Genomic DNA, 21073 nt, shown 5'->3' with positions numbered 1-21073 from the left:
AACAAAACATGTTATACATAGTAGAAATGGATGTCAACATTCCAGAAACATGGAATGAAGATAAATTGAACGATTACATAGTAAGAGAAAAAGAGACCTCTCAAAAATGGCAAAAAAGTGGTAAATGGGTTTACTTATGGCGTGTAGCAGGACAATACTCAAATGTATCTGTATTAGATGTTGAATCTCCAGATGAATTACATACTATTATAAGTTCTCTTCCTTTATTTCCTTACATGAAAATAAAAGTAAAAAGTCTTTGCAAACATCCGAATGCTGTTCGCGAAGCAATGATTTAAAATCAAAACAATAAACAATTAAAAAAAATCACAAAAATCACATATCATGAGAAGAATGGATCAATCTGTAATAGATAAAACTTTAGAACAAATTAAATCGGTAGAAAAAGAAGGAGAAGGTAATGATAGAGTAAAAGAAATCGTAAATAGATTATTAGAAGATTTATTTAATGCGATGGCTGATTTAGACATTACATCGGAAGAAATGTGGATTGCATGCGATTGGTTAACACAAGCTGGAAAAAACAATGAGTGGGGATTAATTTTCGCAGGTTTAGGTATCGAAAAATTCATCGATGTGAAAATGGATTGGGAAGACGAACAAGTTGGTATATATAACATGACTCCTAGAACTATAGAAGGTCCTTTATATGTTGCTGGTTCTCCAGAATCGTTTGGTTATGCTGAATTAGAAACTGTTCCTGAAGATAATGCAGAAAGATTATACATGAGTGGTACAGTAAAAGATACAAATGGAAATCCAATTCCAAATGCAAAAGTTGAAGTTTGGCATTGTAACCTTCATGGATTATACTCTCATTTTGATTCTACTCAACCTGAATTCAATTTACGCCGTGCTATCATAACAGATAAAGATGGTAAATATGAGTTTAAATCATTCTTACCTGTTGGATATTCTTGTCCTCCAAATGGTTCTACAGAAAATCTAATGAGTTTATTAGGTAGACATGGTGCGAGACCTGCACATATTCATTTTTTTGTTACACATCCTGATTACAGAAAGTTAACAACACAAATAAATATAGAAGGAGATCCATTAACTTATGATGATTTTGCGTTTGCAACTCGTCCAGAATTAGTACCTCCTATCCATAGAATTTCAAGCGAAGATGCTGCAAAATATGGAAAAGATGAAGCTTTTGCAAAAATTGAATTTGATTTCAATATGGTAAAAGAAAAAATTGAAGCTCCAGAAGGAGAAAATCATAGAAAAAGAGCATCAGTTGTCTTATAGTTTTTTTGTTTTTGCCATAACATAAACAAATTATAAAGTCCTTATTATAATTTAACTTAACGTTATTCTATTAAAGAAGCTTTTTATAAAAAAGCTTCTTTAACTCTCTTTTTTTCTTTTTTATTCAACCAATTATAGCCTAAAAAATAACTTAACATTTAGAACAATGCCTATAATTAAATTAAAAAATTACAATTGTAATTTTAAATTCATCAATAACCACAAAGACAAAACAATTATATTCTCCAATTCACTTGGAACAACATATAATATGTGGAATGATGTTGTAGAAATTATATCTAGTGAATACAATATTATACTTCATGACACTAGAGGACATGGAAAATCTACAAATACAAAAAAAGAACTTACCATTGAAGAATTAGGTGAGGATATTATTGAACTAATTGGTTATTTTAATATATCTTCTCTAACATTTTGTGGGTTATCTATGGGGGGGTTAATTGGTCAATATCTTGGTATAAACCATCCTGATAAGTTTAATAAAATTATCATTGCAAATACAGCATCAAAAATAGGAAATGAACAAGGTTGGAATGATCGTATTGATTATGTATCAAATAATGGTTTATATAGCATTTTAGATGGTACTGCAGAACGTTGGTTTACAACTGATTTTAGAAATAATCATCCAGAAATAGTCAGCGAAATTTTAAATGAATTTAAAAATAATGATTTAGTTGGTTATTGTGCTAATTGTGCCGCTGTTAGAGATGCTAATTTCCAAAATGAAATCCAAAAAATAAAATCTCCTACTCTAATTATTAGCGGTACAGATGATTTAGTAACTACAATTGAGGATGGAAATTATATGAATCAAAAAATTCAAAATTCAAAACATGTTCATCTTAAAGCAGCACATTTATCCGCTGTTGAATTAGCGAATGAATTCGCTTCAAATATCTTAAATTTTTAAAATAATAAAGAAAAAAAATACAATGAAACAAGTTCCAATAATTTCTCTAGAAGAAGCAGTTACAAAAGTAAAAGATGGAGACATATTATTACAAGGAGGTTTCGGAATGACGGGAAATCCTATTCATCTAATGCATGCATTGGCAAAAACATCAACTAAAAATATCACATTTGTTGGTAACAATGTTGGTGAAGTTGGTATAGGAGGAGGTCGATTATTAAGAAATGGACAATTAAAAAAAATGATAGGTTCTTTCTTTACATCTAATCCAGAAGCTGTTAAAGCAGCTCAAGATGGAATTGTAGAGTATGAACTTTTACCACAAGGAACACTTGCAGAAGCATTAAGAGCTGGAGGTGCAGGAATTGGAGGTTTTTTTACTCCTACATCTGTAGGTACGTTACTTGCTGAAGGAAGAGAGACAAAAATTTTTAATGATATAGAGCAAGTATTTATTCCTAGTATCAAAGGAAATGTAGCTTTTATTAGAGCTTGGAAAGCTGATACAGCAGGAAATTTACAATATAGAATGACTGAACAAAACTTTAACAGAGCTATGGCTACTACTGCAGACTTAGTTATTGTTGAAGTAGAAGAAATAGTTCCTTTAGGTGAAATTGCACCAGAAGCTATTCACACACCAGGTGCTTATGTAGATTACTTAGTTCAGGCAACATTAACATTAGAAGATTTAGGAAGTTCAGCGTCAGTTTCTTCAAATAAAAAGGCATCTGAATCTCGCATGAATATGGCTAAAAGAGCACTTCAGGAATTAAACAAAGGAGACGTTGTTAATTTAGGGATTGGTATTCCAACATTAGTTGCTGATTTAATTACTGAAGATGATGGTATAATATTACATACTGAAAATGGAATGTTAGGCGTAGGACCAACTCCAACAGATGGTGGTGGCGCTATGGACTATCCTGTAAATGCAGGAAAAATTCCTGTTACTGCTTTAAAAGGTGCTTCATATTTTGATTCTGCAGATTCTTTTGCAATGATAAGAGGAAAACATGTAGATGTTGCTATTATGGGTGGATTACAAGTTGATGAAGGAGCTAACTTAGCGAATTGGGCTGTACCTGGACAACCTTTATTAGGTGTTGGTGGAGCTATGGATTTAGCTACAGGAGCAAAAAAATTAATTATAACTATGATGCATAACGAAAAAAATGGTGATGCAAAAGTAGTTGACTCATGTGATTTACCTTTCACTGCATTAAATGCTGTTGATATGATTATTACAGATAAAGCTGTTTTCAAATTCATTGACAACAAACTTACGTTAATTGAAGTTATGCCTGGATCTACGCTAGAAGAAGTTAGAAAAACTACGACCGCTAGTTTTATTGAAAAACTTGAAAAATAATAATCTAATGAACAAAGAAGCATATATAATTGATGGAATAAGAACCCCTATTGCAAAATTTCAAGGAGGATTATCTCAAGTTAGAGCTGATGATTTAGCTGCAATTGTAATTAAAGAGTTAATAATTAGAAATCCATCTGTACCAGTCGATGCAATTGATGATGTTATTTTAGGATGTCACAATCAAGCTGGAGAAGACAACAGAAATGTAGCAAGAATGGCAGGTTTATTAGCAGGTTTACCTGTTACCGTTCCTGGTGAAACTATTAATAGATTATGTTCTTCTGGAATGTCTTCTATTGTACATGCTAACAGAGCTATATTAGCTGGCGATGGTGATTTATTTATTGCTGGAGGAATAGAACACATGACAAGAGGTCCTTTGGTAATATCAAAAACATCTAAAGCTTTTGGTATTGATGCTAAAATGGAAGATTCTTCATTTGGATGGCGATTTGTAAATCCTAAAATGAAAGAAATGTACGGTACAGATCCTATGGGTATTACAGCAGAAAATCTTGCTGAAAAATATAATATATCTAGAGAAGACCAAGATAAATTTGCTCTTAATTCTCAAGTGAAAGCGGCAAATGCTCAAAATAATGGACGATTAGCTTCAGAAATAGTAAATGTTGAAATTGCACAAAGAAACAAACCTTCTGTTATTTTTGAACATGATGAATTTATAAGACCTTCAACAACACTTGAAGCATTAAATAAATTAAAACCAGCATTTAAACAAAATGGAACTGTTACTGCAGGTAATGCTTCTGGATTAAATGATGGTGCAGGTGTTGTTTTAATTGCATCTAAAGAAGCTGTAAAAAAATATAATTTAAAACCTATTGCTAAAATTATATCATCTGCTGTGGTTGGTGTAGAACCAAGTATAATGGGAATTGGTCCTGTTCCTGCAACTAAAAAAGCATTGAAAAAAGCAGGATTAACTTTAGATGAAATTGGTGTAATGGAATTTAATGAAGCTTTTGCCGCGCAAGCATTGGCTTGCACAAGACAATTAGGTTTAAGCGATGATGATTCTCGTATTAATAGAAATGGAGGAGCTATTGCTATTGGACATCCTCTTGGAATGTCTGGTATGAGAATAACTTATTCTGCTGCATTAGAAATGAAAAATACTGGAGCTAAATATGGCTTGGCAACAATGTGTGTTGGTGTTGGACAAGGTTATGCAATTATTCTTGAAAATGTTTATGATCAAGATATTTAAAAACTATTTAAAAAAAAAGACCTCTAAAACATTAGAGGTCTTTTTTTATATATTCTTATGATTAAATGTAATTCATTTATTTTTAGTCATAAATTGCAATAGTGATTGAAGCGGCATCCTTTTTTGATTGGGCTTTTCGACTTGGTCGTTGCATTTCGAGAACCTCAATGATCAAGTCGAAATACAATGCCCAAGCAAAAAAGATATAGCGAAAAAGCAAGACCCGAAGGGATTGCCCAAAAAATTATCTTCTTCTCCCTCTATCATTTTTCTTTTTGAAATTTTTTTTCTTATCCGTAGGATTATTTGGTTTTGAGTGATTAGATGCTGATGAAGTTGATGCTTTCTTCTCCATTTTAGGCGTTTTTAAGACATGTACATACGTTCCGATTAACTTTTCTATGTTCATTAAATCACCTTTTTCATCAGGAGCACAAAAAGAAATTGCTTTTCCTTCTCTACCAGCACGACCTGTTCTTCCTATTCTATGCACATAGGTTTCTGGAACATTTGGCAACTCGAAGTTGATTACAAAAGGTAACATATCAATATCAATACCTCTTGCAGCAATATCTGTAGCAATTAAAACTTTCAGTTTTTCTTCTTTAAATTCATTCAAAGCACGTTGTCTCGCATTCTGAGATTTATCGCCATGAATGGCAGCAGCAGGAATTCCAACTTTTTCTAAATTTCTTGCTAATCTATTTGCACCATGTTTTGTACGTGTAAAAATAAGTGTGCGATCATCTGGATTTTCTTTCAAAAGTTGAATTAACAATTCTACTTTATTTTCTTTGTCAACATGATAAACAAATTGCTCAACAGTTTCGGCAGTCGATGAAACTGGTGTTACATTAACTTCTTTTGGTCTTCTAAGAACTGTATGAGAAAATTTTCTGATAGGCTTTGGCATTGTTGCAGAGAAAAACAAGGTTTGTCTATCTTCTGGGACAAATTTTAAAACTTTTTTAATATCGTTCACAAATCCCATATCCAACATACGATCTGCTTCATCTAATACTAAAATTTCTATTTGATTTAATTTTATATGTCCTTGAGCAATCAAATCTAACAAACGACCTGGAGTTGCTATTAAAATATCAACGCCATTTTTTATTGTACTGATTTGAGGTTTTTGATTCACTCCTCCAAAAATAGCCAAATGTTTTAATGGTAAATTTTTACCATATAATTTGAAATTATCATTGATTTGAACTGCCAACTCTCTGGTTGGAGTTAAAATTAATGTTCGTATTTTTTTTGAGTTACTAGCTTTATTTGTTAAGTTTTGTAGGATAGGAATAGCAAAAGAAGCTGTTTTTCCTGTTCCTGTTTGGGCACAACCAATAATATCTTCTCCTGCTAAAACAATAGGAATCGATTTTTGCTGTATTTCTGTTGGTTCTTCATAACCAGCGTCTTTTATAGCATCAAGAATTGGAGAGATTATATTTAATTCTGAAAAATTCATTTAATAAACAATTTTAATTTAATTATTGAAATAGGTATTAAAATAAAATCACTTCGATCGAAGTGATTTTTATTGTGATTTTAATCCTCTAATTCTTTTGCATTTCTATCTATTGGAGCGTCTTGCTCTTGAGCGTGAACAGAATTAACTGAATAATTTCTCCATCTCTCAATAATATCTAACATGTCTGTAGGAACAGGAGATTCAAAATATAATCTTTCTCCCGTTGTTGGATGATTAAATCCTAATGTACGTGCATGTAATGCTTGACGTGGACAAGCTTTAAAACAATTATCTACAAATTGTTTGTATTTATTAAAAGTTGTCCCTTTTAATATTTTATCTCCACCATAACGAGCATCATTAAATAGAGGATGTCCGATATGTTTAAAATGAGCACGTATTTGGTGTGTACGACCAGTTTCTAATTTACACTCAACTAAAGTTACATAAGAAAAATTTTCTATCACTTTGTAATGTGTAATAGCATGTTTCCCTTGCGAACCATCTTCAAAAACGGCCATTTGCATACGATCTTTTAAATGACGACCAATATGCCCAGTAATTGTTCCTTGATCTTCAGCCAAAACTCCCCAAACCAAAGCATTGTATAAACGATCTGTAGAGTGATCAGCAAATTGTTCTGCTAAAGAAGTCATTGCTACTTCTGTTTTAGCAATTACTAATAATCCACTTGTATCTTTATCTATACGATGTACTAAACCTGGACGTTCCATTTGGTCTGACATTGAAGGTAAATTATCAAAATGAAATTTTAATGCATTTACTAAAGTTCCTGTATAATTTCCATGTCCTGGATGCACAACCATTCCTGGCTCTTTGTCTATTACTACAACTTGATCGTCTTCGTAAACAATACGAATTGGAATATCTTCTGCAACAACATCATTTTCACGAGGAGGATTTTCTAACATAATTTGTATAAAATCTCCTGGTTTAACTTTATAATTTGATTTTACAGCTTCGTTATTCACTAAAATGTTTCCATTTTCTGCTGCTTGTTGTATTTTATTTCGTGTTGCATTCTCTATACGAACCATTAAGAATTTATCTATACGCAATAACGATTGACCTTTGTCAACCGTTATTGAGAAATGTTCGTATAATTTATTATCGTCTTCTTCTAAGAAGTTTTCTAAATCTTCTGTCATTTATATTATTATTCAATAATAACTTCCTCTTGAGTTTTTGGAGCTTCGGGTTGCTTTTGTTCAACAGGAGGATTAGTTGTATTATTATTTTGTTGTAATTCTTTCAATTGATCATCTGTACGTTGTTGTCTCATCATATCTCTATATGAGTTTCCTAAATCATCTTCGTCATCATTAGAGAAGTTTTTATATTGTACATCTAATTCTTTAAGTTGTACTCTAATCTGATCTCTTGTTTGTGTAGATAACCAAATATCAATAGGCTGTCCTTGATCATAAGTATCAGTAGAGAAAGGGAATTGATAAACAACCCTTGCATTAATTGTGTCATTTCCTCCACCAATAAATTTTATCTGACCAACTTCAAAGAAATTATCATTGATTATTTTTTTAGCTTCATCAAGTGTTAAATTTATTAAACTAGGCATTTTAACTCCTGATAACATTCCTCTACCTAAAACTAAATCAACAGTTGCAAAACGAGGTAACAAATCACCTGCTTTCATTATTTTACCATTATATAGAATTTTGAGAACTGCATCTTTAGCCAAATCAGGTTCATAAAGAATTTTTCCAATTTTTAATTCAGAAATACCTAATTGAGTAAATGCTAAACGTTTTGATTTACCTACTAAATCAGGTAACTCTACTGGTCTGTACGTTTTTGGATTTGATTTAAGGAAGATACGACGTCCTTCTTTTACTTGAGATTCTGCTGTAGGGTAAAAATCCATTACAGCATAAGGTTTTGTTCCAGGATCAAACCTTGAACTATCTACTTCGTAAGTTAAACCTAACTTTTCTAATTCTGCTGTAGCATCAACAATATTCATATTCGACAAATCTGGAACAGTAATTACCTTATTATGATTTGTATATGAAGCTATCCATACATTAAAAACAAAATGATAAATACCGTAAGATAACGCAATTACAATAATTACATTAAGCAAGACTTGACTAATTAATTTTATACCTTTCATTGAAATGATAAATTATCGCACAAATATAGTTTAAAAATAATATTTATGATTGATGTCAAAGTTCTATATTTGAATAAATTTTAATTAAAAAATGTTAAGAGTTGCAGTTGTAGCAGGTGGATACTCGGATGAAAGCGTTATTTCGTTAAAAAGTTGCGAATTAATTTATGCTAATTTAAATCCGGAAAAATATGATCGAACAAGAGTTCGAATCTTAAAAGAAGGATGGTATGCCGAAATTGATGGAGAAAAATTTCCTATCAACAAAGGTGATTTCTCTTTTGAAAAAAATGGAGAAAAAATAAATTTTGATGTTGTCTTTAATACAATTCATGGTACACCTGGTGAAGACGGGTATTTACAGGCATATTTCGAAATGATTGGTTTACCATATAATGGATGTCCATTTTACCAATCTGCATTAACATTTAATAAAAAAGATTGTATTGCAGTTTTAAGTAAATATGGAATTCCTCATGCTAAATCTGTATATATAACTAAAGGAGATAAATATTCCGCAAAAGAAATTATAGAGAATGTTGGACTTCCTTGTTTTGTAAAACCAAATCGTTCTGGTTCTAGTTTAGGAATTTCTAAAGTACAGAAATTAGAAGATTTTGAAGGTGCAATGGAAAAAGCATTTCATGAAGATAGAGAAGTTCTTATTGAATCTTTTCTTGATGGAACAGAAGTTTCTGTTGGTGTTTTAAATTATAAAAACGAAACTATTGTTTTAGGAATTACAGAAATTGTTTCTCATACAGAGTTTTTTGATTATGATGCCAAATATAATGGTTTATCTGATGAAATTACTCCCGCTCGCATACCTTCAGATGTAGAAAAAAGGGTTCGTGAAATAGCAGCTAAAGCTTACAATTGCCTTAATATGACAGGATTCTCTCGTTCAGAATATATCATTGTAAATGGAGAACCTCATTTTATAGAAATGAATACTTTACCTGGATTTTCTCCTGCAAGTATATTCCCTCAGCAAGCAGCTCACGCAGGAATTGCATTAGAAGATCTTATGGATAGTGAAATTGAATTAGCACTTAATAGAAAATCACCATGGGAAGAATAGCCGTATTTCCTGGGTCTTTTGATCCAATTACTATAGGTCATTTAGATATTATAGAAAGAGCTGTACCATTATTCGACAAAATAATTGTTGCTATTGGGACTAATTCTTCTAAGAGTTATATGTTTTCTCTAGAACAGAGAATAAAATTTATTGAAGAATCTGTAGCTAAATTCAAAAATGTTGAAGTTAAAGCCTATAAAGGATTAACTGTTGATTTTTGCAGTGAGGTGAATGCTCAATTCATTTTAAGAGGATTAAGAAACCCTGCTGATTTCGAATTTGAAAAAGCTATTGCTCATACAAATAGAGCGATCACAAATAAAAACATAGAAACGATATTTTTATTAACTTCTTCTGGAAAAGCTTATATCAGCTCGAGTATCGTAAGAGATGTTATGAGAAATGGAGGTAATTATGAAATATTAGTTCCTGATACAGTTAGAATATAATTTATACATATAATTATTTCATTTATGACTTAGATAAAAAACTATCTAAGTCATTTTTTTTGTAAAAATCATATATTTTCTTTCAAGAAATATGTTGGTCGCTTCTTCATAATAGTATAAAAACTATTTGTAAAAGCTTGTAAACTTTTATAACCAACTTTAAATGCTATTTCTGATACCGTAAGTTCATTTTCACTTAATAATTCTAAACTTTTTATAATACGTAATATTTGTTGATATTTATTTATTGTCAAACCTGTTTCTTTTTTAAAAATCCGTTCTAAAGTCCTCAACGAAACAGAAGAAATTTCACTAAGTGTATCTAGCTTTAATTTATCAGTATAATGTGAATGTAAATAATCAATTGCTTTTTTTAACCGTAAATCTTCTGGTAAAGTTATATGTAAATGCAATGATTGTTCTACCAACTGAGGTAATTCATTAAGCATTGCATGTAGAAAAACACTTTCATTAGAATTTTCTTTTTCTTGTAAAGACCATTTCTCTGCATATCTTATCATTTCTTTTAATAAAGGAGGAACAGAAAAAATTTGTACATTATTATAAAATGATTCTTCAGATGATACATCAAAAAAAAGAATCATCAATTTTATCTTATCCGAATGTGTATTTGTTTTATGCAAAGCTTTTGATGGAATCCAAGCTGCATGATTTTGAGGTAATAAATATGTTTTTTCTTCTATAGTAAGATACTGAAAACCACTATCAACATATACCAATTGTCCTTTCTCATGACGATGTACTATATTATCATGTACCCAATTGTCCTCGTACCAAACAAAATATGGTTTTTGTATTTCATCTATAACAATGTATTTATCAGTACAGCTCATGTCGTTATATATTAAGATAATGGTAAATATAATTAAAAATACCTTTTTATTTTTGTCATTATATTTAATTAGAATTATGAATAAAATAAATAATAATTCTTCATATATATTATTATTCATTAATATATGTGTGATTATTTTAGTATCAAGCAATTTAAGATCTCCTCTTACGGCTGTTGGTCCAGTTTTACATCAGTTAGAAGCCGCTTTAAATCTTACTCATTTCCAAAGTAGTCTTTTAATATCTATTCCTTTATTCATGTTTGCAACATGTTCTGTTTTAGTAAGCACATTTTCAAATAAATTAAGTATAAATAACTTATTACTATATGCTCTTATATTTTTAAACATTGGTTTATTTTTACGTGTACTTGGTCCAAGATGGAGTCTATTTATTGGATCTATTTTTATAGGTTTAGGTATTTGTATAGGAAATGTAATCGTACCTGGATATATTAAAAATAATTTTTCTTCTCAAATTGGTATAATGACTGGTGTATTTGCTATTTCCATGAATATTATTGCAGCTTTAGCATCTGGATATAGTGTAAAAATAGGAGAATGGACAGGACTTAATTGGCAAGGATCTTTAGGAATTTGGTTAGTATTTAGTTTATTAGCATTAATTTTTGTTTGTATCGATTTATTTTTCAATAAAATAAATATCAAAGAGAAACCTATTATAGAAAAAGATGATTTCAATATTTTTAAATCAGCTCAAGCTTGGTATATCAGTATATTTATGGGATTACAATCATTAGTATATTATTGTATGATTTCGTGGCTACCCATTATTTTGGTTGATTATGGTATGATGGTAAAAGATACTGGTTGGGTTTTATTTGTAATACAGATGGCTATGCTTCCTGTAACTTTTATAAGTCCAATTATTGCAAATAGAATGAGTAATCAAAAAAGTATAATAACTTTTGTTTGTGTTTTACTCTTAATTAGTATTTCATTATTAACATGGACTAAATTATCATATATATTTTTTGCTGCTATATTATTGGGGTTATCAAATGGTATGTCTTTTAGTTTATCTATTTTATTTTTCTCTTTAAAAACAAAGAAAAGTATTAATGCTATAAAAATTTCAGGGATGGCTCAATCAATAGGTTATTTAATTGCTGCTATTGGTCCTCCCTTATTTGGTGTACTGCATTTTGAAGGAGATTCATGGAATACTTCTTTTTATTTCATCTTTATAGTCATTTTATTAATGTTTTATTTTGGAAGAAAAGCAGCTGCGAATTCTTACATCGATAGTAAAAATGTTATTTAAATATAAAAGCTAAATCAAAATTTGATTTAGCTTTTTTTAGTATCTAAAAAATCATTTTGATTAATTTTAAACCATATTATGCTTTCTTTTTGAACTAATTCTTGATAAAACTATAATAATCATAAATAATACAATAGAAAAAATAAGATATCTCCATGATAAAGCTATTTGAGAATCTACTTTACCAGTACTTGTTATTACAAAACTAGTCAAAGAAGTAATTACATAAGTCATTCCTCCCATCAAACCTCCTGCAATTCCTGCATTCTTTGGAAAAGTCATCATATTTGAAGTAAAAAATGATGTAAATAATATTCCTGAGCAAATATGAATAAAAAACGCAAATGATATTAAAACAAATAGATTTTGAAAAAAATACCCCACTACTATAAGTAATGATATTAATAAGAATTGAATAACAACTGGTAAACCAATACTTTCTTTAAAATCTAAATGCATTCTTTTTTTACCAACAAATCCACCTATCATCCAAGAAAAACCAAGAATTAATGTACAATAACCTATTGTTACAGAATTATATTTAAAAACATTTTCTATAATAAATGGTCCTGTGATATTAAATAACATAACAATTGAATAAGCAATAGCCTGAACTGAAATACCTAATACAAACGCTTTATTTTGTAGCATTTCTTTATAAATTTCTATTGTATTTTTTAGATTTAATTTAGTTTTACTAACTATACTTTCTCCTCCATACACTAACTCTAATACCAATAATACTACAGCATATATTACAAGAAAATAAAAATTAGCTTGCCAATTAAAAAGTTTCTCTAAGTATCCACCTAAAAATGGTGCTAATATTGGTCCACAAGACCAAGCTATAGTAAAATAACCTAAATAATGTTTTGCTTTTTCTGGCGTATGTATATCAATAAAAAGTGCACGAGTTGAAATAACAATAATCGCTATTGCTATTCCTTGTATAATACGTAGAATACAAATAAGTAAAATACTGTCGGCAAGAGCAATTCCTAAACTTGATAATAATACGATGATTAATGAAATCAATTTAGGATAATACCTTCCTATTGAATCTAAAATACTTCCTACAAATAATTGTGATATTCCATAACTTAACAAGAAACATGTTAAAGTCAATTGTATACTTTTTTCTGATACCATCAGAGAGTTTGCCATAGCTGGAAAAGATGGTAAATAAATATCTGTAACAAAACCAGATATAGGAACTGATAGAAAACCTATCATGCTTATAATTTTTTTTCTTTTTTCAGATGCTTCTTTCAACATTTATCCTATCAATTATATATCTACAAATTTAACGCTAGAATAAAATTAAAAAATTGAAAAAGACAAATAGAAAATTATAAAAATCAAATATTATTATATTTTTCTTGTCTGTATTTTAAAGGAGAAATATTGGTATATTTTTTAAAGAAATTATTAAAATATGCAGGCTCATCAAACCCTAATGTATAACCAACCTGAGAAATATCCCAATCAGTAAACATTAACAATTTTTTAGATTCTTCTACTATTTTTTTCTTAAGAATTTGTGTTGTTGTTTGCCCTGTAACAGATTTAATTGAGGAATTTAAATGATTTACATGTACATTTAATTGACTTGCAAAATCTGATGGAGATTTTAATAATAAAGGATTAGCAGGAGAACCTAAAGGAAATTGATTATTTAATAATTCATCAAATTTTCTAAAAAGTCTTACGTTTGAAGGCAATTCATCGATAGTATATTCTTTACCTTCAAGTTCTAAAACAAAATGTAATAATGCTGCAAGATGATTTCTTATATTATGATATTTTAGAGGATAATTTGATTGATTCAAACGATACATCTCTCTAAAATAGAAATCTACAAAAATAATTTGTTCTTCTTTTAATTCTATAATTGGAGAAGACCAATCTTTAAACAAAGATGTTTTTTTAAAAACATCAAATTCTTTATTTTCAGAAAAAAATTGTTGATTAAATAAACAGAAAAAACCTTCTTGATGACTAGTTTTACATTCCCATCTATAAGAAACATTTGGTGAAGGAATAAACAAAATAGGCTTAGTTACATGTGTTTCGGTATTTCCATACCTCAATATACCTTCTCCTATAAATAAACTTACATTATAATAATCTCTTCTACTGTAAGGACATTTAAAACCACAATATTTTCGAGGAGATATATTAAAATGAGCTTTGTCCTTTTCAAAAGTAGTAGAGTTCATTAATTTAGCTTGTTCCTCACTTATTCTATTATAATAATCTGATATTGTTTCTAGTCTTAAAGCCATAATCTAATAATTACAAAATTCAAATAAACAAATATAGCATATTAACTCTTGAATTAATATGCTATATTCATTAAAAAATAATTAGAACGTTAAAGATAAACTTTTAGAAAATCTAAAATAATTGGAGCCAAAATAGCTGTTAATATTCCATTAAATATCATCCCTACAGAAGCAAAAGCTCCATACTTATCACTAATTTGTAAGGCTTTCATTGTTCCAAGAGCATGCGAAGATGTCCCCATTGCAATTCCTTGTGACATTGGTTTTGTAATTCGTGATAAATTTAACAATCGAAAACCTACCATACTACCAAATATACCCGTTATTATAACAGCAGCAGCAGTAATAGACGGAATTCCCTTCAATGAACTCGAAACCTCTAAAGCTATCGGAGTACTTACAGATTTTGGAGCAAGAGATAAAATTATTTCTTTTTCTGCACCACAAAGTTTTGCTATAACAACAACTGAAAGTATTCCTATAATACAACCTACCAATTGACTAAAAATAATAGGTAGTAATTGTTTTTTTATTTTATCCCATTGTAAATAAAGTGGTATGGCTAAGGCAACAATAGAAGGTTTTAAAAAGAAATCTATATATTGTCCTGCTTCTTCATATTTTTCATAAGGTACTTTTAATACAATACAATAAGCCATTAAAATCATTGTAGAAAGAATAATTGGATTAAAAATAATCATCTTATACTTTGTTGTTAAAAAAAGTCCAATACTATACAACGCAACAGTTAAAAAAAGTATAAACGTTGTGTTTTCAAAAAATATCATTTTCTTTTTCTTAAATATTGATGAGTAAATCCAGTGAACATTGCTACAATTATTGTACTTAATAATGTAGCTACTAAAATAGGAACAATAGACTTTCCAAGGATATCAAAGTAATTAAGCATTGCAACACAAGGTGGAACAAAAAATATTCCCATATTTTTAATTAAGAACCCACTAAATGAGCTTATTTCATCTACTTTAACTACTTTTTTTTGTAATAAAATAAAAAGAAGTACTAATCCTATAATGCTAGAAGGCATTTTTAAATGTGTAAGATATACAACTAATTCTCCAAATGATAAACATCCAAAAATTATTGCAACTTGTTTTACTAAATTCATTTTTATGAAATTTCTACTACAAAGTTACAACGAATGAAAAGTCTTTAAAATAATATAAGTATTTTTCTTTATAGTTCTTTATTATATAACTATACATAGATTATTATTAAAATTAATAATAATTAACAATCCAATAAAAGATTCTATTTAAATAATTATACTATGATTCAAAAATATTAGTTTTATAAAAGTTTTTTAATACTTTTCACCTATATTCCTAAATATGAACCATCGATTATTAATCATATTAGCTTCTCTATTATTAGTCATTGATATATCAATTGATATATTTAATAATATTTCTTTTCAAACACAAGATTCTTATCTACGTATTCAATTTTGGGTATGTATATTCTTCTTAGGTGAACTATTTTATGAATTCATTATTTCAAAAAATAAAACATATTACATAAAAACTCACTTATTATTTATTTTTATTTCAATACCTTATTTAAATATCATTAACTACTTTAATATTTCATTATCAGAAGAAGCTAAAATTTTAATCAGATTAATTCCTTTAATACGAGGTGGATACGCATTTTATATTTTAGTAGAATGGTTTTGTAAAAACAGAGCTAAAAGTTTATTTATTTCTTATTTAACTATTTTACTTACTTGTATATATTTTTCTAGTCTTATCTTTTATGCAGTAGAGCATAACGTAAATAAATCTGTTGATTCTTATGGTAATGCTCTTTGGTGGGCTTGGATGAATGTTACAACTGTAGGATCTAATATTTTTGCAATTACACCTGTTGGAAAAGTACTATCAATAATACTTCCAGTACTTGGAATGATGATGTTTCCAATTTTTACAGTTTATATAACTAGTGTTGTACAAAAAACAAATAAAAAAAGAAGTTCTAATAGTAAATTAGATTAATAAAAACAGTTTATCCCTAAAATAAATTTTATTTTATGATCATATATCATAAATAAATTTTACCAAGTATTTATAGAATCTTAATATATTTACGCAAATTTTCAAATAAAGTTGAAGTCAAATTTATTCATATTAACTGTTGTGCTTATTACATGTAGACCTTTTCTACCTGTTTTAGAATATTTAGTTAATTATGATAAAATTATAACAGAACTTTGTGTTAATAGGGATAGACCAGAGTTAGATTGTAATGGATTTTGTTATCTAAAAAAAGAAGTTTCAAAAACAAGTGAAGATCAACAAAAAGATAAAATCCTTAGTACAATAAAATCAATTGACTTTTTTGTTTACAATTCTGAAGTAAAAATTGAAAATATTATTACAGATAAAATAATACTTATCAATTCAGACTTCGTAAAAGAAGATAAAAATCAATTCTTGTTATCTAATTTACTTCAACCTCCAATTGTTTAGTTAATTTTTCGGATATGTAGTTTGTGCTTATTGAATATATTCTATAAGTAAACTTTCACGTATCATTTACTTATTAAAAATTAACCTTTAAACCTCAAAATCAATTATATTTTTAATAGTTAGATTATTTTATATATTTCAAAATAAAAATAATCTATCTAAAGTATACTAATACATTTTATTCAAGTAATAGTATTCAAATTATTTCATTGGTTGTGAGGGATAAAAAATAAACATCAAAAATGGAGTTTATCCAAAAACTAATTACAGTAAAATTACCTCAACTGCTTTTGGCTTCACTATTTTTTGTACTGATATCTTGTACGTTAGATATGACAGATTATGAAGCTGAAAAAGATAGAGATATACCAGAAAAAACTGAATTCAAGGAAGCTATTTCCTTTGAAAAAGAACATTATAAAATAAGTATAGAAACATTAAATGGTACTTTTTATAAAGGATATAATGAAATTCATTTAAAAGTTACAAATACAGAAACAAATCAATTTATAAATAATTCTGACATCACTTTTTTACCTATTAAAACAAGTCCGAATTCTAATGCTTCATCTTGTCCACATCAATATCAGTTGACTTACAATGAGAAAGCTAATCATTATTCTGGCTATTCTGTTTTTACAAAAAAAACTGATTCAGAAAATAATTGGAATTTATACATTAATTTTTCTATTGATGGAGAAACATATAAAATCGATCAAAAAATAACAGTAGATGAACAGGAAAATAAAAACCTAAACATGACAACTTTTACTGGAAATGACGATGAGCAATATGTAATTGCATTAATTTCTCCTCAAAAACCTACTGTTTCAGAAAATAATTTAGTTGCTGGTATATACAAATATAATCAGCCAACTGAAAGTACAACTGTATTTCCTGATGAATCACAATTTTCTTATTCAATTGTTAATAAATACACTTTAAAAATTGACCCAAGAATGCCTGAACCTTCTATGGGAAATCATTCTTCACCTAATAATAAAGATTTAACACAACAATTGGATCTATTATATCATGGTATTGTTAATTATACTATGACAGGAAATTGGACATTAAATTTTATTCTTTTCAATGAAAAAGGAAGAATTATAAAAGGAACAGAAGTACCAACAGATTTCACACCTGGAATTGAAGGAGCTAAAAGTGAATTGTTTATTGATATTTTATTCTAAAAACACATGAAGAAATTAACAATCACTCTACTTTTTCTAAGTTGGGTAGTAAAAGGACAAGATCTACACGAGAAAAAAGATAGCATAAAAGTTCTTGATGAAGTTTTAATTATGAATAACATCAAGAAAAAAATTGAAACAGATATGAAAATGAATGTTTCTGTAGATGAATTTCTTGCTTCTTCGGATCAAATTAGTTTTATAAAAAGGGGAGCTTATGCTTGGGAGCCTTTACTTAATAATATGAGTACCGAACGTTCTACAGTTACAATTGATGGAATGCATGTTTTTGGAGCTTGTACAGACAAAATGGATCCCATTACATCTTATGTAGAAAGTAATAATCTTGCTACAATTGATATAAAATCAGGACAAGAAGGTGGAATGCATGGCTCTACTATTGCAGGAAGCATTGATCTTAAAAGGAAAAACTCTCCATTTGGTCGATTACAAAAATGGCAAGGTGTTTATCAATCTGGATTCGAATTCAATAATAAACAGTTTTTTAATCTTGGTAATTTTTCATTCTCTAGTAACAGATTTGTTGTTGATGGAAGTATTTCCTACCGAAAAGCAGAAAATTACTATGATGGAAACGGACATGAAGTAAAGCATTCTCAATTCAAAAAATTCAATACTTCGTTGGGTATTGCTTATAAGACAAGTGAATTATCTTCAATTCGATTAGATGCTATTTTCGATCAAGCAAAAGATGTTGGATATCCTGCATTACCAATGGATTTATGGTTATCTCGAGCAATAATAACCTCAGCAACATACAAACAGCTATATAAAAAAGGAATTATAAAAGCATGGGATACTAAAGTCTATTTTAATGCCATAGAACATTATATGGACGATACAAAACGACCAGAAAACCTTGTTCATATGGATATGCCGGGTTGGAGTACAACCTATGGTTTACTATCAAAATTAAACATAAAACAAGGCGATATTTCATCAGAAATACAACTCAACGCATACAATAATAGGTCAATTACAGAAATGAGAATGTACCCACAAGACAGAAGTAAACAAACTATGTTTGCTTATAGCTGGCCTTGGGTTACAACTTCATATGCAGGTATATCATTCAATAACTCTTGGGATATCTCTAAAAATAGTCAGTTAAATTTTGGAGGTTCTCTTGGTTTAAATTACAATCGTTCTAAGTATGTAGAATTCAACTGGATTTTCCATCCAGGAAGCCCACAAGAAAAGACAAGGTTTTTACCTAGTATAAATGCAAATTATCAATTAACAATCAATCAATTTAATTTTTCTGTTGGAGGCGGATATGGACAAAGAGCTCCTTCTGTTTCCGAGGGTTATGGTTACTATATTTATAATAGCTTCGATAGGTATGATTACATAGGAAATCCTAATCTTAAAAATGAAATTTCTTATGAAGGTAATGCAAGTGCTGGATTCAAAAATAAAAAATTAAGTGTTCAAGCAAAAGTCAATTATTTTCATATAGAAAATTATATCATAGGAAAAATTCTTAGTCTTGGTAGCCCTATGAATTATCAATCAGTAGGCGTTAAAAGCTATACATCTCTTGATTATGCAACATTATTTAATTTTTCTTTAAATACCAATTACGAAATAACAAATGGATTACATTGGAATGGAATTTTAACCTATGCACGAGGAATGGATAATAAAGAAAATAATTTACCCTTTATTCGTCCATTAAGTTATCAAACTTCGTTGCATTATATGTACAAAGAATTTGGAATTCAGACCTCGGTAAATGGAGATTTGAAACAAATTAATTTTAGTCCTGAATACGGAGAAGACAAAACACCAGCTTATACCATTTGGAATCTTTCTACAGATTATCGTATAAACTTTAAAAAAGTGAATGCAACCATACAAGTTGGTGTAGAAAACATATTAGACGAATATTATAGTACCTACGCCGATTGGGGAAATATCCCAAGAATGGGACGTAATTTCTTTACATCATTAAAAATAAATTTTTAAAATAAAAAAACATATAACATGAAAAAATTAATAAACTCTATAATTATATTAATCGCTTTATTTACAATTATTGCTTGTCAAAATGACGACGATACTAATTCTGTTGCAAATAATGTAACCTTAGAATTTCAAAATACATTCAAAGACGAAATCATTGTATTAGGAGATGCCAATTCTACTTCTGCAACAACTAATACTTCAGTTGAAGGACAAACACATCATTTCTCTGAATTAAAATATGTTATTAGTAACATTCGATTAATAAAAACCGATGGTACAGAAATACCATACAATGTAAATGATTTGGACAAAGGAGCAACTGTCATCAATCAATCAAAAACATCTTCTCTTAATTATACTCTATCAACAATTCCATCTGGAGATTATAAACAAATAAAATTTGGATTAGGTATTCGAGCAGATTTAAATACATTGGACCAAGTACGTTTTCCTAAATTCTATGAAGCAGCAGGTGCAAATGACACAAAAATGCATTGGGAATGGGGAACAGGATATCGTTTTACTAAAATAGAAGGATTTTACGATACCGATAATAAAGAACTTTCTATACACACAGGAAGTACTGTATCTGGAACAAATGGAGATTCATCTACCTATACACAAGGTGTTAATGCGTACAGAGAGATTACCCTAAATCTTACTACACATGCTATTGTTGGAAGAATTTCTCCTAAAATCATTATAAAAGCAGATTTTGATAAACTACTAAGTGGTAAAACAACAACAATAACATTAGGCGATGGCAATGCTACACCTAGTATACATACAGCAGCTAACATGGTAAAGTTTGTTGATAATTTAGGAGGAAATGGAACAAGTGATTTAAGTGGAATGTTTTCTATCATTAACGTAGAAAATTAATATAAAAGTTGTTTAAACTTTTTTTAAAATTATGATTATTTTTTGGGCAATTGCTTCGCACCGTGCTTTCTGCTATATCTTTTTTGATTGGTCATTGAGCAAATTTCGAAATGTATCCAATCAAA

Annotated in this window: 21 protein-coding genes; 13 read left to right on the top strand and 8 right to left on the bottom strand. The window is 28.9% G+C overall.

The genetic code is table 11. The features are described from left to right. Positions 1-8: 8 nt before the first annotated feature. The 5 genes from catC (at position 9) to pcaF (ending at position 4815) form a co-directional block, all read left to right on the top strand. Complete coding sequence (gene catC, locus RT575_RS03415; protein ID WP_313374343.1) at positions 9-299, top strand: muconolactone Delta-isomerase; 291 nt, start codon at positions 9-11, stop codon at positions 297-299. Between the two features lie 46 nt (positions 300-345). Further along, positions 346-1275: a catechol 1,2-dioxygenase gene (gene catA / locus RT575_RS03410; protein WP_313578825.1), complete on the top strand. Its 930-nt coding sequence runs from the start codon at positions 346-348 to the stop codon at positions 1273-1275. A gap of 166 nt (positions 1276-1441) precedes the next feature. Beyond that, on the top strand, positions 1442-2212 hold the full coding sequence (gene pcaD, locus RT575_RS03405) for a 3-oxoadipate enol-lactonase (RefSeq protein ID WP_313578823.1): 771 nt from the start codon (positions 1442-1444) through the stop codon (positions 2210-2212). Positions 2213-2234: 22 nt separating this feature from the next. Then, on the top strand, positions 2235-3584 hold the full coding sequence (locus RT575_RS03400) for a 3-oxoacid CoA-transferase (RefSeq protein ID WP_313578822.1): 1350 nt from the start codon (positions 2235-2237) through the stop codon (positions 3582-3584). Between the two features lie 7 nt (positions 3585-3591). Beyond that, positions 3592-4815: a 3-oxoadipyl-CoA thiolase gene (gene pcaF, locus RT575_RS03395; protein WP_313578820.1), complete on the top strand. Its 1224-nt coding sequence runs from the start codon at positions 3592-3594 to the stop codon at positions 4813-4815. 244 nt (positions 4816-5059) lie between these two features. Here the strand turns inward: pcaF and RT575_RS03390 are convergent, their stop codons facing one another. The 3 genes from RT575_RS03390 to RT575_RS03380 all read right to left on the bottom strand — a co-directional run bounded on the left by RT575_RS03390 (position 5060) and on the right by RT575_RS03380 (position 8441). Continuing rightward, positions 5060-6286, bottom strand: a complete 1227-nt coding sequence (locus tag RT575_RS03390) for a DEAD/DEAH box helicase (RefSeq protein ID WP_313578818.1) — start codon at positions 6284-6286, stop codon at positions 5060-5062. A gap of 80 nt (positions 6287-6366) precedes the next feature. Beyond that, the gene (locus RT575_RS03385; protein ID WP_313578816.1) at positions 6367-7458 is read right to left on the bottom strand and encodes an RluA family pseudouridine synthase; all 1092 of its coding nucleotides are present in this window, start codon (positions 7456-7458) and stop codon (positions 6367-6369) included. A gap of 8 nt (positions 7459-7466) precedes the next feature. After that, positions 7467-8441 (bottom strand): PASTA domain-containing protein, encoded by a 975-nt coding sequence (locus RT575_RS03380; RefSeq protein ID WP_313385253.1) that lies wholly within the window; start codon positions 8439-8441, stop codon positions 7467-7469. Positions 8442-8532: 91 nt separating this feature from the next. Between RT575_RS03380 and RT575_RS03375 the strand changes: the two genes are divergently transcribed. Both RT575_RS03375 and coaD read left to right on the top strand, forming a co-directional pair. After that, positions 8533-9522 (top strand): D-alanine--D-alanine ligase, encoded by a 990-nt coding sequence (locus tag RT575_RS03375; RefSeq protein ID WP_313578814.1) that lies wholly within the window; start codon positions 8533-8535, stop codon positions 9520-9522. Further along, on the top strand, positions 9510-9971 hold the full coding sequence (gene coaD / locus RT575_RS03370; protein WP_313385251.1) for a pantetheine-phosphate adenylyltransferase: 462 nt from the start codon (positions 9510-9512) through the stop codon (positions 9969-9971). Before RT575_RS03375 ends, coaD begins: the two co-directional genes overlap by 13 nt. Before the next feature lie 68 nt (positions 9972-10039). On the opposite strand, the gene RT575_RS03365 is transcribed toward coaD, so the two are convergent. Then, the gene (locus tag RT575_RS03365; RefSeq protein WP_313578812.1) at positions 10040-10825 is read right to left on the bottom strand and encodes an AraC family transcriptional regulator; all 786 of its coding nucleotides are present in this window, start codon (positions 10823-10825) and stop codon (positions 10040-10042) included. 76 nt (positions 10826-10901) lie between these two features. Here RT575_RS03365 and RT575_RS03360 point away from each other — a divergent pair, with 76 nt between their 5' ends. Next, entirely contained in the window at positions 10902-12110 is a 1209-nt protein-coding gene (locus RT575_RS03360; protein ID WP_313578810.1) for an MFS transporter, read from the top strand. Positions 12111-12176: 66 nt separating this feature from the next. Here RT575_RS03360 and RT575_RS03355 read toward each other — a convergent pair whose 3' ends face one another. From RT575_RS03355 to RT575_RS03340, 4 genes are all read right to left on the bottom strand, one after another. Then, positions 12177-13385 carry an MFS transporter gene (locus RT575_RS03355; protein ID WP_409515942.1) on the bottom strand — a complete coding sequence of 403 codons (1209 nt, stop codon included), beginning with the start codon at positions 13383-13385 and terminating at the stop codon, positions 12177-12179. Between the two features lie 83 nt (positions 13386-13468). After that, positions 13469-14395, bottom strand: a complete 927-nt coding sequence (locus tag RT575_RS03350) for a helix-turn-helix transcriptional regulator (protein WP_313578806.1) — start codon at positions 14393-14395, stop codon at positions 13469-13471. An 89-nt stretch (positions 14396-14484) separates the two neighbouring features. After that, the gene (locus RT575_RS03345; protein ID WP_313578804.1) at positions 14485-15183 is read right to left on the bottom strand and encodes an LrgB family protein; all 699 of its coding nucleotides are present in this window, start codon (positions 15181-15183) and stop codon (positions 14485-14487) included. Beyond that, the gene (locus RT575_RS03340) at positions 15180-15524 is read right to left on the bottom strand and encodes a CidA/LrgA family protein (RefSeq protein ID WP_313385242.1); all 345 of its coding nucleotides are present in this window, start codon (positions 15522-15524) and stop codon (positions 15180-15182) included. The genes RT575_RS03345 and RT575_RS03340 overlap by 4 nt, the downstream gene beginning before the upstream one ends. A 223-nt stretch (positions 15525-15747) precedes the next feature. On the opposite strand from RT575_RS03340, the gene RT575_RS03335 reads away from it, so the two are divergent. The 5 genes from RT575_RS03335 to RT575_RS03315 all read left to right on the top strand — a co-directional run bounded on the left by RT575_RS03335 (position 15748) and on the right by RT575_RS03315 (position 20948). Further along, entirely contained in the window at positions 15748-16410 is a 663-nt protein-coding gene (locus RT575_RS03335) for a potassium channel family protein (RefSeq protein ID WP_313578802.1), read from the top strand. Positions 16411-16521: 111 nt separating this feature from the next. After that, entirely contained in the window at positions 16522-16884 is a 363-nt protein-coding gene (locus RT575_RS03330; RefSeq protein ID WP_313578800.1) for a hypothetical protein, read from the top strand. 242 nt (positions 16885-17126) lie between these two features. After that, positions 17127-18077 carry a hypothetical protein gene (locus tag RT575_RS03325; RefSeq protein ID WP_313578799.1) on the top strand — a complete coding sequence of 317 codons (951 nt, stop codon included), beginning with the start codon at positions 17127-17129 and terminating at the stop codon, positions 18075-18077. Positions 18078-18083: 6 nt separating this feature from the next. Next, entirely contained in the window at positions 18084-20066 is a 1983-nt protein-coding gene (locus RT575_RS03320; RefSeq protein ID WP_313578797.1) for a TonB-dependent receptor, read from the top strand. An 18-nt stretch (positions 20067-20084) separates the two neighbouring features. After that, a complete protein-coding gene (locus RT575_RS03315) occupies positions 20085-20948 on the top strand; it encodes an MbnP family protein (protein ID WP_313578795.1) in 864 nt (287 codons plus the stop codon). Positions 20949-21073: the final 125 nt, after the last annotated feature.

This window comes from Chishuiella sp., from assembly GCF_032109125.1.
In the GTDB taxonomy this organism is placed as follows: Bacteria; Bacteroidota; Bacteroidia; order Flavobacteriales; family Weeksellaceae; genus Empedobacter.
Note: the sequence above shows the minus strand (reverse complement) of the source record. Positions and strands in the feature narration are given on the sequence as shown.

Coding starts and splice junctions, on each gene's coding strand:
- RT575_RS03340 (WP_313385242.1), bottom strand. CDS start 15,524: ATGAATTTAGTAAAACAAGTTGCAATAATTTTTGGATGTTTATCATTT.
- RT575_RS03335 (WP_313578802.1), top strand. CDS start 15,748: ATGAACCATCGATTATTAATCATATTAGCTTCTCTATTATTAGTCATT.
- catA (WP_313578825.1), top strand. CDS start 346: ATGAGAAGAATGGATCAATCTGTAATAGATAAAACTTTAGAACAAATT.
- coaD (WP_313385251.1), top strand. CDS start 9,510: ATGGGAAGAATAGCCGTATTTCCTGGGTCTTTTGATCCAATTACTATA.
- RT575_RS03375 (WP_313578814.1), top strand. CDS start 8,533: ATGTTAAGAGTTGCAGTTGTAGCAGGTGGATACTCGGATGAAAGCGTT.
- RT575_RS03345 (WP_313578804.1), bottom strand. CDS start 15,183: ATGATATTTTTTGAAAACACAACGTTTATACTTTTTTTAACTGTTGCG.
- RT575_RS03385 (WP_313578816.1), bottom strand. CDS start 7,458: ATGACAGAAGATTTAGAAAACTTCTTAGAAGAAGACGATAATAAATTA.
- RT575_RS03355 (WP_409515942.1), bottom strand. CDS start 13,385: ATGTTGAAAGAAGCATCTGAAAAAAGAAAAAAAATTATAAGCATGATA.
- pcaF (WP_313578820.1), top strand. CDS start 3,592: ATGAACAAAGAAGCATATATAATTGATGGAATAAGAACCCCTATTGCA.
- pcaD (WP_313578823.1), top strand. CDS start 1,442: ATGCCTATAATTAAATTAAAAAATTACAATTGTAATTTTAAATTCATC.
- RT575_RS03390 (WP_313578818.1), bottom strand. CDS start 6,286: ATGAATTTTTCAGAATTAAATATAATCTCTCCAATTCTTGATGCTATA.
- RT575_RS03380 (WP_313385253.1), bottom strand. CDS start 8,441: ATGAAAGGTATAAAATTAATTAGTCAAGTCTTGCTTAATGTAATTATT.
- RT575_RS03315 (WP_313578795.1), top strand. CDS start 20,085: ATGAAAAAATTAATAAACTCTATAATTATATTAATCGCTTTATTTACA.
- RT575_RS03400 (WP_313578822.1), top strand. CDS start 2,235: ATGAAACAAGTTCCAATAATTTCTCTAGAAGAAGCAGTTACAAAAGTA.
- RT575_RS03320 (WP_313578797.1), top strand. CDS start 18,084: ATGAAGAAATTAACAATCACTCTACTTTTTCTAAGTTGGGTAGTAAAA.
- RT575_RS03325 (WP_313578799.1), top strand. CDS start 17,127: ATGGAGTTTATCCAAAAACTAATTACAGTAAAATTACCTCAACTGCTT.
- RT575_RS03360 (WP_313578810.1), top strand. CDS start 10,902: ATGAATAAAATAAATAATAATTCTTCATATATATTATTATTCATTAAT.
- RT575_RS03365 (WP_313578812.1), bottom strand. CDS start 10,825: ATGAGCTGTACTGATAAATACATTGTTATAGATGAAATACAAAAACCA.
- catC (WP_313374343.1), top strand. CDS start 9: ATGTTATACATAGTAGAAATGGATGTCAACATTCCAGAAACATGGAAT.
- RT575_RS03350 (WP_313578806.1), bottom strand. CDS start 14,395: ATGGCTTTAAGACTAGAAACAATATCAGATTATTATAATAGAATAAGT.